Origin of the sequence: Acinetobacter guerrae (assembly GCF_009372255.1) — a bacterium.
Taxonomy (GTDB): Bacteria; Pseudomonadota; Gammaproteobacteria; order Pseudomonadales; family Moraxellaceae; genus Acinetobacter; species Acinetobacter guerrae.
This window is the reverse complement of the sequence record NZ_LXGN01000001.1, coordinates 59,076-74,455: the sequence shown is the minus strand read 5'-3', so window position 1 is coordinate 74,455 and position 15,380 is coordinate 59,076. Positions and strand designations below refer to the sequence as shown.

At 37.0% G+C, this 15,380-nt stretch carries 16 protein-coding genes; 9 read left to right on the top strand and 7 right to left on the bottom strand.

The annotated features are described in order from the left end of the window. Positions 1 to 16: 16 nt before the first annotated feature. The 3 genes from A7A69_RS00320 to A7A69_RS00310 are packed head-to-tail and all read left to right on the top strand — an operon-like array spanning position 17 to position 2,589. Positions 17 to 1,138 (top strand): phosphotransferase family protein, encoded by a 1,122-nt coding sequence (locus A7A69_RS00320; protein WP_152875926.1) that lies wholly within the window; start codon positions 17 to 19, stop codon positions 1,136 to 1,138. Next, the gene (locus A7A69_RS00315) at positions 1,135 to 1,833 is read left to right on the top strand and encodes a histidine phosphatase family protein (protein ID WP_152875925.1); all 699 of its coding nucleotides are present in this window, start codon (positions 1,135 to 1,137) and stop codon (positions 1,831 to 1,833) included. The genes A7A69_RS00320 and A7A69_RS00315 overlap by 4 nt, the downstream gene beginning before the upstream one ends. A 12-nt stretch (positions 1,834 to 1,845) precedes the next feature. After that, a complete protein-coding gene (locus A7A69_RS00310; protein ID WP_152875924.1) occupies positions 1,846 to 2,589 on the top strand; it encodes an SDR family oxidoreductase in 744 nt (247 codons plus the stop codon). A 49-nt stretch (positions 2,590 to 2,638) separates the two neighbouring features. Here the strand turns inward: A7A69_RS00310 and A7A69_RS00305 are convergent, their stop codons facing one another. After that, positions 2,639 to 3,082 (bottom strand): GNAT family N-acetyltransferase, encoded by a 444-nt coding sequence (locus A7A69_RS00305; RefSeq protein WP_152875923.1) that lies wholly within the window; start codon positions 3,080 to 3,082, stop codon positions 2,639 to 2,641. A 287-nt stretch (positions 3,083 to 3,369) separates the two neighbouring features. On the opposite strand from A7A69_RS00305, the gene A7A69_RS16745 reads away from it, so the two are divergent. The 3 genes from A7A69_RS16745 to A7A69_RS00290 all read left to right on the top strand — a co-directional run bounded on the left by A7A69_RS16745 (position 3,370) and on the right by A7A69_RS00290 (position 4,935). Next, positions 3,370 to 3,567, top strand: coding sequence for a hypothetical protein (locus A7A69_RS16745; RefSeq protein ID WP_151980643.1), 198 nt, complete (start codon positions 3,370 to 3,372; stop codon positions 3,565 to 3,567). Positions 3,568 to 3,699: 132 nt separating this feature from the next. Further along, entirely contained in the window at positions 3,700 to 4,296 is a 597-nt protein-coding gene (locus tag A7A69_RS00295) for a uracil-DNA glycosylase family protein (protein ID WP_120369115.1), read from the top strand. Positions 4,297 to 4,314: 18 nt separating this feature from the next. Continuing rightward, positions 4,315 to 4,935, top strand: a complete 621-nt coding sequence (locus A7A69_RS00290) for a class I SAM-dependent methyltransferase (RefSeq protein ID WP_152875922.1) — start codon at positions 4,315 to 4,317, stop codon at positions 4,933 to 4,935. Here the strand turns inward: A7A69_RS00290 and A7A69_RS00285 are convergent, their stop codons facing one another. Next, positions 4,936 to 6,447: a phospholipase D family protein gene (locus tag A7A69_RS00285; RefSeq protein WP_152876171.1), complete on the bottom strand. Its 1,512-nt coding sequence runs from the start codon at positions 6,445 to 6,447 to the stop codon at positions 4,936 to 4,938. It lies immediately after the preceding gene. Positions 6,448 to 6,734: 287 nt separating this feature from the next. Between A7A69_RS00285 and A7A69_RS00280 the strand changes: the two genes are divergently transcribed. Together A7A69_RS00280 and A7A69_RS00275 are read left to right on the top strand one after the other, a co-directional pair. Beyond that, complete coding sequence (locus tag A7A69_RS00280) at positions 6,735 to 7,010, top strand: metal/formaldehyde-sensitive transcriptional repressor (RefSeq protein WP_120369113.1); 276 nt, start codon at positions 6,735 to 6,737, stop codon at positions 7,008 to 7,010. An 18-nt stretch (positions 7,011 to 7,028) separates the two neighbouring features. Next, the gene (locus tag A7A69_RS00275; RefSeq protein WP_152875921.1) at positions 7,029 to 8,138 is read left to right on the top strand and encodes an S-(hydroxymethyl)glutathione dehydrogenase/class III alcohol dehydrogenase; all 1,110 of its coding nucleotides are present in this window, start codon (positions 7,029 to 7,031) and stop codon (positions 8,136 to 8,138) included. A gap of 60 nt (positions 8,139 to 8,198) precedes the next feature. Here A7A69_RS00275 and A7A69_RS00270 read toward each other — a convergent pair whose 3' ends face one another. Beyond that, the gene (locus A7A69_RS00270) at positions 8,199 to 9,800 is read right to left on the bottom strand and encodes an ATP-binding cassette domain-containing protein (protein WP_152875920.1); all 1,602 of its coding nucleotides are present in this window, start codon (positions 9,798 to 9,800) and stop codon (positions 8,199 to 8,201) included. A 588-nt stretch (positions 9,801 to 10,388) separates the two neighbouring features. On the opposite strand from A7A69_RS00270, the gene A7A69_RS00265 reads away from it, so the two are divergent. Then, positions 10,389 to 11,447 (top strand): 3-deoxy-7-phosphoheptulonate synthase, encoded by a 1,059-nt coding sequence (locus A7A69_RS00265; RefSeq protein ID WP_152875919.1) that lies wholly within the window; start codon positions 10,389 to 10,391, stop codon positions 11,445 to 11,447. A 55-nt stretch (positions 11,448 to 11,502) separates the two neighbouring features. Here A7A69_RS00265 and gcvH read toward each other — a convergent pair whose 3' ends face one another. The 4 genes from gcvH to A7A69_RS00245 all read right to left on the bottom strand — a co-directional run bounded on the left by gcvH (position 11,503) and on the right by A7A69_RS00245 (position 15,369). Beyond that, positions 11,503 to 11,877, bottom strand: coding sequence for a glycine cleavage system protein GcvH (gene gcvH / locus A7A69_RS00260; RefSeq protein ID WP_152875918.1), 375 nt, complete (start codon positions 11,875 to 11,877; stop codon positions 11,503 to 11,505). A 73-nt stretch (positions 11,878 to 11,950) separates the two neighbouring features. Beyond that, positions 11,951 to 12,976 (bottom strand): AraC family transcriptional regulator, encoded by a 1,026-nt coding sequence (locus tag A7A69_RS00255; RefSeq protein ID WP_120369109.1) that lies wholly within the window; start codon positions 12,974 to 12,976, stop codon positions 11,951 to 11,953. Between the two features lie 105 nt (positions 12,977 to 13,081). Continuing rightward, entirely contained in the window at positions 13,082 to 13,522 is a 441-nt protein-coding gene (locus tag A7A69_RS00250) for a MaoC family dehydratase (RefSeq protein ID WP_120369108.1), read from the bottom strand. Further along, positions 13,522 to 15,369, bottom strand: coding sequence for an ABC transporter ATP-binding protein (locus A7A69_RS00245; protein ID WP_152876170.1), 1,848 nt, complete (start codon positions 15,367 to 15,369; stop codon positions 13,522 to 13,524). Before A7A69_RS00245 ends, A7A69_RS00250 begins: the two co-directional genes overlap by 1 nt. Positions 15,370 to 15,380: the final 11 nt, after the last annotated feature.

Sequence of the window (15,380 nt, the reverse complement as noted above, 5' to 3'; positions counted from 1 at the left end):
CATTAAAGGATAATATATGTCGATCATTGATATTGGCGGTCAGGTTCGAGAAGGCGAAGAACTTAATGTTGTAGCAGTAGAAAACTGGCTTAAACAACAAGGAATAGCATTACTTGGCGACGTGAAAGTAACCCAATATACAGGTGGAGCTTCCAATTGGACTTATCGTTTACAGTATGACAATGTCGATTTGATTTTACGTCGTCCACCCGCTGGAACTAAAGCCAAATCGGCACATGATATGGCACGTGAATATCTAGTACAGAAAAACCTTGCAGAATCTTACCCCGTTGTACCTGAAATGGTGGCGTTATGTCAGGATGAATCTGTCATTGGCTGTGATTTTTACGTGATGAAACGTGTTGAAGGAATAATTCCTCGTGCCAAACTTCCCCCTGAACTTAACTTTACAGAGCAAGATGTTCGTGAACTTTGTATAAATGTACTGGATAAGTTGATTGAATTACATCAAGTGCCTTATCAAAATACACCACTTGCTGATATTGGCAAGGGAGAAGGGTACTGCCGTAGACAAGTTGAAGGGTGGGACAAACGTTATGACAAGGCGAAAACCATCAATGTGCCGTCATTCCATTACGTCAGAAAATGGCTGCTGAGCAACATTCCTCAAGACTCTACCACCTGTATTATTCATAATGATTGGCGCTTTGATAATGTCATTTTAGATCCACAACATCCAACTCAGGTGATTGGGGTACTAGATTGGGAAATGGCGACATTAGGCGATCCGCTTATGGATTTGGGCAGTGCTTTAGCTTATTGGGTGGAAGAGAGCGATAATATGATTTTTAAATCGACTCGCCGACAACCCACCAATTTGAAAGGCATGTTTACTCGTAAGCAAGTGGTCGACTACTATCTGGAAAAAACAGGTTTGAGTACCGAAAACTGGACCTTCTATGAAGTATTTGGTGTATTTCGTTTAGCAGTCATTGCGCAACAAATTTATTATCGATACTTCCATAAACAAACTCGAAATCCTGCATTTAAAGATTTTTGGATCGTGATTCATGCTTTGCATATTCGTGCTTTAAAGTTAATTGCACAACAAAAACTACAGGATTCTGAGATTGCTCAGAAATATCTAGATAAAGTACAGAGAGTGCTAAAAAAATGACTACCATCTATTTAGTACGTCATGGTCAGGCTTCTTTTGGTAAAAGCAATTATGATGAACTATCTCAGAACGGCGAAGCTCAAGCCACATTACTAGGGCGTTATTTTAAAGACATTTTAAAAGAGCAGCCATACGTTGTTGCGGGTACGATGCAGCGTCATTTGCAAACTGCTCAAGGTGCATTAAAAGAGAGTTTTCCCGAAACGATGGTTCATACCAATGCTGGTTGGAATGAATTTAATCATCAGCAAGTTTTTGCACATTATGAACCACGCTTTAAACAACCTGAATTGCTCAAAGCAGATGTGGCCAAAGAAGCTAATCCTCGTGCGTACTTAGCCAAAATTTTTGAAGGTGCAATTACACGTTGGACAGAGGGCGAATTTCATCATGAATATGAAGAATCTTGGCCAGACTTTAAGCAACGTGTAGAAACTGCGTTGCAGGATTTATGTAATGAGCTTGCACAAAGTAAACCCAGATATGCAGTCGTTTTCACTTCGGGTGGAGTAATTTCTGTCGCTGCTGGAAAGATTTTAGAACTAAATCCAAACCGCACTTTTGCATTAAATTGGGCAATTGCCAATACCAGCTTAACGACATTGCGGTTGGTAGGAAATGAACCACAGCTTTTAAGTTTAAACGAACATCATTTTATCAAAGCAGAAAATCCAGATCTGCTTACATGGATATAAAAGGATTTTATTATGACAAAAACAATTTTGATTACAGGTGCAAGCTCTGGATTAGGAGCGGGCATGGCACGAGAATTTGCAAAGAAAGGCTATAATTTGGCGATCTGTGCTAGACGTTTGGAACGATTACAAGAGTTACAAACAGAATTGCAAAAACAGCATGGTATAAAAGTAATTGCAAAAGTTCTAGATGTGACTGATTATGATAAAGTTTTTGAAGTATTCAGAGCATTTAAACAAGACTTCGGTCGGATTGATCGTATTATTGTCAATGCAGGCGTGGGCAATGGTCGTCGTATTGGTAAAGGTAATTTTGAAATTAATCGAGCCACAGCAGAAACTAACTTTATTTCTGCACTGGCGCAATGTGAAGCTGCTGTTGAAATTTTCCGTGAACAAAAATCAGGGCATTTAGTTGTTATTTCATCAATGAGTGCGATGCGGGGGTTACCAAAACATCTTTCTACTTACGCTGCAAGCAAAGCGGCTGTTGCTCACTTAGCCGAAGGTATTCGAGCCGAATTGATTGATACACCCATTAAAGTTTCGACTATTTTTCCAGGATATATTCGTACCGAGTTAAATGAAGGCGCGAAACATTTACCATTTGAGGTAGATGAAAAAACGGGATCGCGTCTTTTGGTCAAAGCTATTGAAAAAGAGCCTGTTAAAGCTTACGTTCCACAATGGCCGTGGCTACCTATGGGCATTGCCATGAAAGTTTTACCTTTAAGACTCGTCAATAAATTAGGCTAATATATTTAGGAGATAGCATCAAATTTAGTGCTATCTCTTTAATTTTTGATTATTTGAATAATTTTCGATATTGAATAAAACCAGTTTGATCTGCAACACGATCATATAGCATACGTGCCTGATAATTATTTTCTTGCGTTAGCCAATAAACGCGCGAACAATGATTTTTTTCTGCATCACCATAAACAGCTTCGATCAGCATGCGCCCTAGACCTGAAACTCGCTGTTTGGGATTAACAAACAAATCCTGTAAATAACAATAATTTTCGATCGTCCATGTGCTTCGATGAAAAATATAATGCACAAAACCTACAAGCTCATGAGTTTCATTTTCTACAACCAAGCAATAAACGGGTTCATTTGTATCATTAAATCGATCAAATGTGGTTTTGGTGATTTCATCACTAATGTTGGCCTTATAAAAGATTTGATAACCTTTCCATAGCTCTAGCCAAGGATTGAAATCATCTGGAGTAATTGGACGTATATTCATACTGTCTCTCGTCGACATATTTTTAAAGTGATAGGAAAGTTATGGCCTGCTAAATGCACTTTTAACATAGCAAACTGAGTCCGATAAAACTATACTTTTGTAATAAAATATTAATAAAATCATGCAATTAAATAAAAAATATTCAGTTGAAATTTAGAGCGCAATTGGGGAATGATTCATATCTTTAAAGAGTTCTAAAATTGAGGCATGTATTCCATAAAAAAAGTAGGCTATTATGAAAATAAGGACTATACTGATGGCAACTATAAACAACATGAGATCAAAAAATGCTTTTAAAATTTGCAACTCGATTCATGGCTGTACTGTTAGCCGTATTAATTTTGGCTGCTATTATTATCCATTTCTCCTTCTCAAGTAAGCTAACCACAGACCTGTGGATTATCATTGTACCTATTATCCTTGCCGCACCGATTTTAACCTCGGTAGTTCTGGCTACAGACGATGAACTCAGTGGTCTTCGATAGAAGATTTTAAACGCATAGAATACTAAAAAGCTTGCCTAAGAAAGGCGAGCTTTTTTATAGTCTTTTGTATGATCATTTTGATATATTGGGTTTAATCATTTTTCCATATTTAATTTCATTAAGATAGATGCAATGAATGAAAATGAACAGGCAATAGAATCTCATCCGCTTCAACCTTTTTTGCCTATAAATGCGCGTTTACTCATGTTAGGAAGCTTTCCTCCACCACAAGAACGATGGAAAATGGATTTTTATTATCCGAATTTTCAAAATGATATGTGGCGAATTTTTGGTTATCTCTTTTTTAATGATAAAAATCATTTTTTGGATTTGGCTAACAAAAAGTTTAAAGAACAGCAAATACGAGACTTTTTAATCGAAAAGGGAATTGCAATTTTTGATACGGCTTTGCAAATCCGACGTTTAAAAGGCAATGCCGCAGATAAGTTTCTTGAAATTATTACACCAACCAATTTACAAGACTTACTTGAGCAAATTCCACAGTGTAATACCGTGATGACGACGGGTGATAAAGCAACAGATACACTCATGTTATCCTTGCCAGAAAATACTGAAAAACCACAAATAGGGAAGTCTACTCAAACCTATTTTTTAGAACGAAAGCTATCTTTATATCGCATGCCATCTTCTTCTAGAGCCTATCCTTTATCGCTAGAAAAAAAAGCAGAGGCTTATCGTGCATTATTTGAAAATATTGGTTTAGTTTAAAAATTAAATGAGAGAAGCATGAGTTTAGATATTCAAAGCCCAATAAATTTAAAAAATTTTGATGATGCTAAAGCATGGGAGTTATCGGCAAATATTAAGCGACCGTGGCGTTATGATTTTTTCTCTTATTATCTGCAAAATATTGAACAAAATAACAATTCAAAACTTCAAATTTTAGAGCTAGGATCAGGGCCAGGATTCTTGGGTAAATATTTATTAGAACATTTACCTGATATTCAATATACAGCCTTTGATTTTTCAGAAGTCATGCATACGCTAGCTTTGCAGAAGCTTAACCCAAATGAATCTCAACGAGCGACCTACTTAGTGGGTGATTTCAAGCAAGCCAACTGGCAAAAGAGCCTAGAACAATTTGACTATATTATTATTCATCAGGCTTTACATGAATTAAGACATAAAACTTATGCTTTTGATTTTCATCAAGTAGTTATGAATTTACTAAAACCTAAAGCAACTTATTTTGTGTGTGATCATCTTTTTGCTGAAGATGCGATGCAAAATAATGAGCTATATATGTCTGAAACCGAACATCTAAAAGTTTTTAAAGATGCTGGTTTTACGCAAGTTCGTATTCCATTAGAAATTCAGGGCTTATGCCTATTTGAATGTAAAGTCTAATCACATCATCCATTCGATAGGTAAAAAAGCCACTATTTTCATCATAAATCGCTGAAATTTTGTGGTATCTGGATCATCATTATATATCACTGTTTTTCCATCACTTTTATATTCAATCCAGTTTATATTGCCTTGCTCATTAAGTTTAAGTTCGTAAGCAACTTGCGGTAAATATTGATCTAGCGTTTCTGTAATTTCATTTTGTAACTCATCAGACTCTACGACTAAACCGACTTCTGTATTTAAGTGTGCTGATCTTGGATCGAAATTGAATGAACCGATAAAAACTTTTCCATCAATATCGAAAAATTTCGCATGCAAACTTGAACTACTTTTTCCTTTGGCTGGAATGACTCGTCCAGTCAATTTTTCATACCATGTTGGTTTTGTTCGCTCTAATAACGGCTTAAATTCATAGAGTTTCACCCCATTTTCCAAAAGCCTTTTACGATATTGAGCATAGAATGCATGAACAATCGCAACATCATTGGCGGCAAAAGAATTGGTTAAAACTCTTACTTTCATCCCTTGCTGACTTAATTTGGACAGGTATTCAGTTCCTCGATCAGTTGGAACAAAGTAGGCAGAAACAAGTTCCATATGTTGTTTAGGGTAGCCCATTATTTCAATCATCTGATTATAAATAAGCCCCTGATCACTGGCCTGATCTAAAATCTTATCTGGATGATCTGCCACAAAATAGGCTTTTGCCCACTGTACTGGACGTAACTGTAAGGCTTCATTGAGTTCATTTTGTGCTTCGTTGATTCGATTTTCTGTAGGACTGTAACTATTTCCAATATTTTCATAAGCTTGTCTAAGTTCTACAAGCTGTTTGGCTTTTCCTTTTCCAATCAATTGATGTGAAGGAACACTGAGTGAATTATTCCAAAATTCTTTAAAAACGCGCTCAGCCTGATCGGCAGCAGTGCCATAAAATAAAATATCAAGATCTGTAAACTGAAACTTATAACTGGCATCGAAGTATTCACTACTAATATTTCGACCTCCAGTAACAGCAATCGTATCATCTGCAATAATCAGTTTATTGTGCATACGATGATTGATCTGTTTTAACCTAAACAGGTAATCTAATACTCTAAAATGTCTAAATTGATAAGGATTAAACAGTTTTATTTGAAAATTGGGATGTTGAGATAAAGCTCTTAAGGTTGGATCAAGCCTATTACCATTTTGATCATCAATAATAAGACGGATTTTTACACCACGATCTGCCGCTTTTAATAACTCTTTGAGCATCAACTGACCGACATAATCATTGTTCCAAATATAATATTGTAAATCAATGGTATGTTGAGCTTTTCGAATAAGATGAATACGAGAGGCAATACTGGCAAATGCATCATCCAGAGGAACGAATGCAGTCAATCCTTGTTCAATATTTTCTTTAGCAGATGGGTCATTTAACCAATTACTTGTATTCAAAATATTATTTCCTTGAGAAGCAGAGCTATATTGGGGTAGGAAAGCAGTCATCCATATAAAAAGCATAAAGATCAGACTTCTTTTTATAAGAGGTTCAAAGTCTTGACTCCACATTCTTTGCATCCACCCGATCCTTAAATCATAAGAAAAGTAAAAATTATTTTTAGGCTATTCTTTTGAATTATATCAATTATCTCATATATGAATTGTTGATATTTGGCTAACAAAATATTAATAAAAAAAGATGACTGCATGATGTAAGCAAAAAAGTTCTAAATCCTTTTTTGAATAAAGCATATTCACTTTTATACTATACTGGGGTATAGTATGAAAAAATGTAAAAGAGAGCGCTTATGCCTAAGCAAATTGAAGACAAAAAGAAAATTATACTTCGCCTCCGCAAAATTCAGGGTCAAGTTCAAGCCATTGAACGTGCATTAGAAAGTGACACCTCATGTACTGCAATTCTTCAACAGATTTGTGCGACACGTGGCGCGATGAATGGTTTAATGAATGAAGTATTAGAAATTCATCTCAAAGATACCTTAGTGGTTGGTGAAACCACGGAACAACAGCGTCATGAAGAATTGACAGATATAGCTAAAATTTTGAAATCGTACTTAAAGTAAAGACATAGGAGAAAAAGCATGAAATCACGTGCTGCTGTTGCATTTGGTCCGGGTCAACCCTTACAGATTATAGAAGTTGATGTTGCTCCGCCAAAAGCAGGTGAAGTCCTTATTAAAATCAGTCATACAGGGGTTTGTCATACAGACGCTTTTACACTTTCAGGGGATGATCCAGAAGGTGTTTTCCCTGCTATTTTAGGTCATGAGGGTGCAGGAATTGTCGTTGAAGTCGGCGAAGGTGTGACGAGTGTAAAACCGGGCGATCACGTCATTCCACTTTATACGGCTGAATGCGGTGAGTGTTTATTTTGTAAATCAGGCAAAACGAACCTATGTGTTGCTGTTCGTGCTACACAAGGTAAAGGTGTTATGCCAGATGGTACTACACGTTTTTCTTATAATGGTGAGCCAATTTATCACTATATGGGATGTTCAACCTTCAGTGAATATACGGTTGTTGCCGAAGTTTCTTTGGCAAAAATTAATCCTGAAGCGAATCATGAACAGGTTTGCCTACTTGGCTGTGGCGTAACGACAGGCATTGGTGCAGTACATAATACTGCTAAAGTTCAGGAAGGCGACAGTGTTGCTGTATTTGGTCTAGGTGGTATTGGACTGGCGGTTGTACAAGGTGCGCGTCAGGCTAAAGCAGGTCGAATTATCGTAATCGATATGAATCCAGATAAATTTGAACTGGCGAAACAATTCGGCGCAACAGATTTTCTTAATCCTAAAGATTATGACAAGCCAATTCAGCAAGTGATTGTAGAAATGACAGGTTGGGGAGTCGATCATTCTTTTGAATGTATTGGCAATGTCAATGTTATGCGTTCAGCACTTGAATGTGCCCATCGTGGTTGGGGACAATCTGTGATTATTGGTGTCGCGGGCGCAGGTCAAGAAATCTCAACACGTCCATTTCAACTCGTGACAGGGCGTAAATGGTTAGGAACAGCTTTTGGTGGTGTAAAAGGTCGTAGCCAATTACCTGGTATGGTTGAAGATGCAATGAAAGGTGAAATTCAGCTTGAACCATTTGTGACCCATACCATGCCTTTAGATGAAATCAACCATGCTTTTGATTTGATGCATGAAGGTAAGTCAATTCGTAGTGTGATTCACTATTAATCAAGCTCGTGTATTTCTGATCTGAACCAACACAACGAATGCACATAAACAAGAGCGTCGTCACGACGCTCTTCGTTCATTTAAAAGAGCTGCAATTTTGACTTCATGAATGATTCCACATTGTTTTACAAAATAATCATCATGAGATACTAATATAATTGCGCCATTAAAACTTTGAATTGCTTTTGCTAGCAGTTCTCTAGATTCTATATCAAGATGGTTTTCTGGTTCATCCAATAGTAAAAGATCAAATGAGTTTAATGGATGAGCCATAGCAATTAAAGCGACTTTTAATTGTTCACCACCACTCAATTCAGCTAATGGTTGTAATACTTTATCTTCACGCAATCGTAATTGACCCAGCAAATTTCTCCAAAACTCTGCTGTTTGATCTGAGTTTAAATCGATTAAATTTTCAAGTGCAGACAGCCGTTGATCTAAAAAGCTAAAATTTTGATCTAGATACAAACTACGACTTAAACTTAAAGAATCATTATTTTCATTTGAAGAATCTCTAGATAAAATTCTAAGCAAAGTAGATTTTCCACTTCCATTTTCACCTACCAAATGAATTTTTTCTTTGGACTGTAAAGAAAAATTGAAGTTAGCATTTTGTAAATAGGGATGAGGCGTGTTTACTAATCTCAAAATTTCACCTGATTTTTGAACAGTAGATGAAAATTCAAATTGCTGCGATTTGAATGTTTCTAGTCGCTGTTTTTTATTGCAAAGCGATAACTGTTCCTGATGTAACTGACGCTGTTGTTGTCGAATAAGTTGCCCCGATTGTTGAGTTGCCTGCTCTCGTTTAAAATCCAATATGACTTTCGCTTGTGATCCTGTTTTGCGCTTTTTGTTCGCGCTAGTCTGTCTTTTCTGATTTTTCATCAATGTTTGATGTTGTTGTACAACCTGTTGCTTGAGTTGACGTTTTTCTTGCTCAATATCTCGTTCAAGAGCATGACGTTGTAAGGCTGATTGTTTTGCATAATGTGTGTAGTTTCCAGAAAAATGAGAAAGACCAAACTCATTAAATTCCAAGATATGCTGCATTTCATCTAATAACGAACGATCATGACTAATAATTAAAGATCCCATTGCATGCGCTTTTAAACATGAAATTAACCATTGTCTACTGACACAATCCAGATGATTGCTGGGCTCATCCAATAAAAGATAATGATCCTTTAAGGCAAATAAGCGACATAGAGCCAGTTTGACTTTCTGTCCTTCACTCAATAAATGTATAGAAAAGTTGAGATCAAGGGGTAATCCTGCCTGTTCTAATTGCTGTTGCCATTCGTAGGGTAAGTGCCATTTATCTTCGACTAGATCGTAATCCTGAAATGAAGCTGTGTTATTTTCGATTCGTTTAAAAGCATCAACTAAATCTTCAATATCCAATACTTGAGCAATGGTGTTACCCCTTAGTCGGTTGAATTGAGATAAATATGCGACAGGACATTGCCAATTAATCTGTCCAATGAAGCTAAATTTAGAAACTTGCGCCAAACACTGCATTAGAAGTGATTTACCTTGACCATTACGACCAATGAGGCCAGTGCATTGCTGTATTGGAAGATTAAAGTGAAGTTGATCAAAAATATTTTTGGAATGAATGTCTAAGCTAAGCTGCTGAATAATACATGCCTGTTGGGTCATAAGACCTCCTAATACAACAGGATGTACAAAATAGAAAGTAAATAAAAATAGTTAAAACAATAAAGTAAAAGTCTATTTTGTACATCAATTACAAAAAGTGAAATTGATAAAAAATAGGACTTACTTCATTGGCAGAAACTCGATTGAGCAAAAGGGGAATGTTCATCTTAATGCTTTGTATATTTATTCGTCAATAAATAAATTATGAAAAACACTTGTCAATTTCCCAAACACAGGGTATGTTTGGAACCAAGATATGTTTTATTTAATTGAAGTAGCAATGTTAAAACAACCTATGATCAACAACGCTTATTATTACTTTTGGCAATTTAAATAGTTGCCTGAACGCATTCGGGCAGCAAAATGGTTGCCCTTCAAGTTAATACCTGATCGGCAACCCCGATCAGGTTTTTTTATATCTATTTCAAACTACTATTTAATTGGGAGATGCGTCATGTATAACTTTAAGACTTCATATTTTAGCAATGTTTATTGGTTTTACTTTAGTCAAAACCTACAACTAAATAGACCCACATCGCTCAAATAAATGATCGGACTGAAAATAAAATCAGTCCAAAGGAAAATCAAATGAACGCACTCAATAAAACTTTAATTGCACAAAATACTTCAAAAGAAATTTCGCTTAGCTTGCCATCCGAATTAAAAGCGGCATATCCGCTATCTTCTACTTTTGCAAAACAAATTACAGAACATCGCCAAACTATTCAAAATATACTTTCAGGCAAAGATTCACGTTTAATGGTGATCACTGGCCCATGTTCCATTCATGATCCTGTTTCTGCACTCGAATACGCAACAAAATTAGTCAAATTACAAGAGCAGGTGAAAGATCAAATTTTTCTGGTGATGCGTACTTACATCGAAAAGCCACGCACGACTGTAGGTTGGAAAGGCTTTTTGTATGATCCAAATTTGGATAATTCATCTAATTTGCAATTAGGTTTAGAAAAATCACGTGCTTTATATTTACAGATTATTGAAATGGGCTTACCCATTGCCAGTGAAATTTTAAGCCCAATGGCTACTGGTTATTTTGATGATCTTCTGGCGTGGGGCGCAATTGGTGCGCGTACTAGTGAATCACAGATTCATCGTGAAATCTCAAGTCATATGCCTTATGCGATTGGTTTCAAAAATGGTACTGATGGTTCAATCCAGATTGCGTTGGATGCTATTCAGTCTGCTAAACATGAACATCAGTTTCTGGGTATGAATCAGCAAGGTCTGCCTGCAATTTTACACAGTGCGGGAAATCTATTACCACATCTGATTTTACGCGGCGCTCATCAGGGACCAAATTATGATCTTGCGTCGATCGAGCAAATTAAAGCGAAACATCAAACTGATTTGCCTCCATTGGTGATTGATTGTAGTCATGGAAATAGTTCGAAAGACCCAATGAAACAAGCTGAAGTATTAAAGCAAATCATTGCGGAGCGATTACAAAGTCAGGTACGTGGAGTGATGCTAGAGAGTCATCTGGTTGATGGCAATCAGAAAATTTCATGTGATATGACTTATGGTCAGTCTATAACAGATGGTTGCTTGGGTTGGAACAATACTGAACATCTATTGTTGGCAGTTGCGATGCAACTTGATGAAATAGAGTTAGCACAATCTGCATAATACAAAGCCACTCTCTTGTTAAAGGGAGTGGCTTTTTTTAACGGCTCAGAAATTTTTATAAGCCTGCTTCGTAATCAGTATTTGAAAGCAATTGATCTACATCTGCGATATTGTCTGGCTTAATTTTATAGATCCAGCCTTTACCATACGGATCTTCATTAATAAAATCAGGATCATCTTCAAGTGCTGTGTTCACTTCAACCACTGTTCCTGAAACAGGAGCATGAATATCGGATGCTGTTTTAACCGATTCGACCACACCTGCTTGAGCACCTGCGGTTACACGACTATCAACTTCAGGGGCCTCAACATAGACTAAGTCGCCAAGTGCATCCTGTGCATGGTCACTAATCCCAGTGACCACAAGATCACCCTCAATTTTTGCCCATTCATGCGTACTTGCATATTTCAATTCAGAAGGATGATTCATTGCAGCTCCTCGGCATCCAAAGTTCATTTATTTTTGACAGTGGTTATACAGGTTTTTAAATAAAAATAAAAGCTTATAAATAAGGGTCTTTGCGCCAGTTACTAGGGCTACGACCACTCCAGCGTTTAAAAGCACGACTAAAATTAGCGACGTCAGAATAACCCAATTCATCTGCAATCTGTTCAAGGCTATAATCTGTCCTTGAAAGTAAAGAGGTTGCATGACGATAACGAACTTCATCGACCAATGTTGAAAAAGAAGTTCCTTCAGCAGCAAGCTGACGTTTTAAGGTACGGTCGGACATATGTAAACGTTCAGCAACACTTTCAATGCTTAAATAATGCTGTTCAGAATGAGTCAAAATATCACGAACACGCATAGCCAAGCGACGACGTTCACCTAATGCAGACAACTCAGATTCACATTGATTAATGGCAATTTGACTCGCAATTGGATCTGCATTCACCATTTTTAATCCCAAGTATTGTTTATCAAAACTTGATATAAGGTGAGGTTGATCAAAACGCATATCGATATTCATTTTATTCAAATATTTATCGAAACCTTCAGGCTTTTTAAAATCCAGATCTACTTCACCTGTTAATTCTTCATTAGCAGTCAACGCTTTAGCCATGCTCATAATGCCAATGGTCAATGCCAGAATAATTTCAGTTCGTAAAGGTTCAAGATCAAAATCACACTGTAGTTGTAATGTTGCTTTTGGCCCAAAAGTAGAGAAGTAAAGCTGTAAAAATGGCATGCGTAATTGAATAAAACGGGTCGCTAAAGCCAAAGCATCTGTAATGTCGTGGGCGGTCATAATGGCATAACCAATAAACCCATGAATCGAGATACGCATCTGGTTACCCAAATGATAGCCCAAAGTGCTTTCACCTGTTAAACGCAGAGCATGTTTAACCAACTCATTGGCAACATGAATGGGAATCCGATATTCAGGGTCAGCCAATTGCTCACTCGTTAAATGAAAAGGAGCAAATAGAGTTTGATCGTTGTACCCCCAACGAGATACAACGTCTAATAGCAATAACCCATAAACCCCTGGTATTCCTTGTTCTTGACGAGCTGAATTAATTTTCATTCGCTATCCGTGGCTTAACATTTGCTTCGTGTAAACTGTGACATCTTGGCATGAAATTTAAAATAAAAATATAGAAATTGTTGGACAAAATTTCATGCCTATCATTTATACATTTTTTCTAAAAACTACAATTTTAGTCGTCGATATAAGTAAAACATCACCATTCTGATTCAGTGCTTGTGTGATATAGCTCACAATACCACGATCATTTTTAGTTTTTGAAGGTACAATTGCAGTAATTTCAACTTCAACATGGATTTTATCACCAGGACGTGTAGGGCGTGGCCAACGTAAACTTGATTCTGAACCAATTAAACCACCTTGAATAGGAAAGCATTCTGTCCATAATCGCATGGTGACAGCCGCAGTATGCCAACCACTAGCGGCTAATCCCTGAAAAATCGGACTTCCTTTTGCAGATTCTTCATCTAGATGAAAAGGTTGGGGATCATATTGACCTGCAAATTGTTTAATTTCGTCGATACTCATTTCATATTCACGACTAATAAAACGATCCCCAACGTTTAAATCTTCCAGATACAGCATTATTGTTTATCCTCAACTTCATGTTGTTCAACTAAAAAACCACCCGTTTGACGTTTCCATAACTGGGCGTATAGACCATCTTTTTCAATCAATTGTTCATGCGTACCTTGTTCCACAATGCGACCTTCATCCAGAACAACCAGACGATCCATCTGAGCAATCGTTGAAAGTCGATGTGCAATCGCGATTACGGTTTTATCTTGCATTAGTGCATCAAGGCTAGATTGAATCGCCGCTTCAACTTCAGAATCTAGCGCACTTGTTGCTTCATCTAAAATTAAAATAGGAGCATCTTTTAAAAATACCCGTGCAATGGCAATACGTTGGCGTTGACCACCAGAAAGTTTAACACCGCGCTCGCCCACATAGGCTTCATATCCTTTACGCCCGCGCATATCGGTCAATTGGGGAATAAAATCTTCAGCCTGTGCTTTTTTGACTGCTTCATAGATTTCATCCCATGTTGCATCAGGTTTTCCGTATTTAATATTTTCAGCGACGGTACGATGTAAAAGGGAAGTATCTTGAGTGACCAATGCAATATTGGCTCTTAAGCTATCTTGAGTTACATCTTCAATGTTTTGTCCATCAATCGAAATACGACCTTGGTTGAGGCTATAAAAATGTAAAAGCAATTGTATCAAAGTTGATTTACCAGCACCTGAGCGCCCAACTACCCCTATTTTCTCGCCAGAACGAATATTGAGATTAAAGTGATCAATCACATTTTTTTGATTATAAGCAAAACAAACATCTTCAAACTGAATTTGTCCGTGAGTGACTTTTAGCGGTTTTGCATCTGGTTTATCTTGAATATTGACAGGTTTACCAAGCGTATACATGCCATCTTGAATCGTACCCACATTTTCAAATAGCATCGACATTTGCCACATCATAAATTCGGACATGCTATTGAGTTTTAAAATCATGGCTGTTGTTGCTGCTATAACGCCTAAACCTGCCTGTCCATTTAGCCATAACCAAACAGCAGTTCCAATAACACCAATAAATAATACAGCACTGAGTAAAGTGGTACTGACTTCAAATAATGTACCTAAACGCATTTGACGAAAAACAGTTTCCATGAATTCCATCATGGATTCTTTGGCGTATTTACTTTCACGACCTGCATGTGCAAACAGTTTTACAGTTTGAATATTGGTATAAGCATCGGTTACTCGTCCTGTCATCACAGCACGCGCATCTGCTTGCTGTTTTGAGATTTTGCTTAGTCGAGGAATAAAAAACCACGCACTTAAAATAAATAAGCCAAGCCATATAGCCAATGGTATGAGTAAAATAGGTGAAACTGCACCAAGTACTGCGCTAATCGTGATGAAGTAAACAATCACATAAACTAGCATGTCACCCAGAATCATCCAAAACTCACGTACTGCCAGTGCTGTTTGCATGACTTTGGCAGATAAGCGGCCGGCAAAATCATTATGGAAAAAATCCAGACCTTGCTGTAATAACAAATTATGAAAACGCCAACGCAAACGCATTGGAAAACTACTAAATAAAATTTGATGTTTTACGATGGACTGCAAACAAATAAATAAAATATTCCCAAACAAAATTAGCGTTAAAATAATTAAGTGTTGAGTGTGATTTTGCAGAAAATTGCTGGGTTGACTTTGACTAAGCCAATCTACCAGATGACCAATTTGCGAAAATAATAAGGCTTCAAAACTGGCAGCACCAGCCGTACAAATAATCAAAAAAATGAGAAAAGGGCGTACGCCTTTGGTAGATTGCCAGACGAATGCAAAAAAAGAGGTAGGCAATGGTTCGTGTAAATTTTTTTCGGGATAAGGATTAACCAGTTTTTCGAACCATTGCAGCAGCATAATTTTCT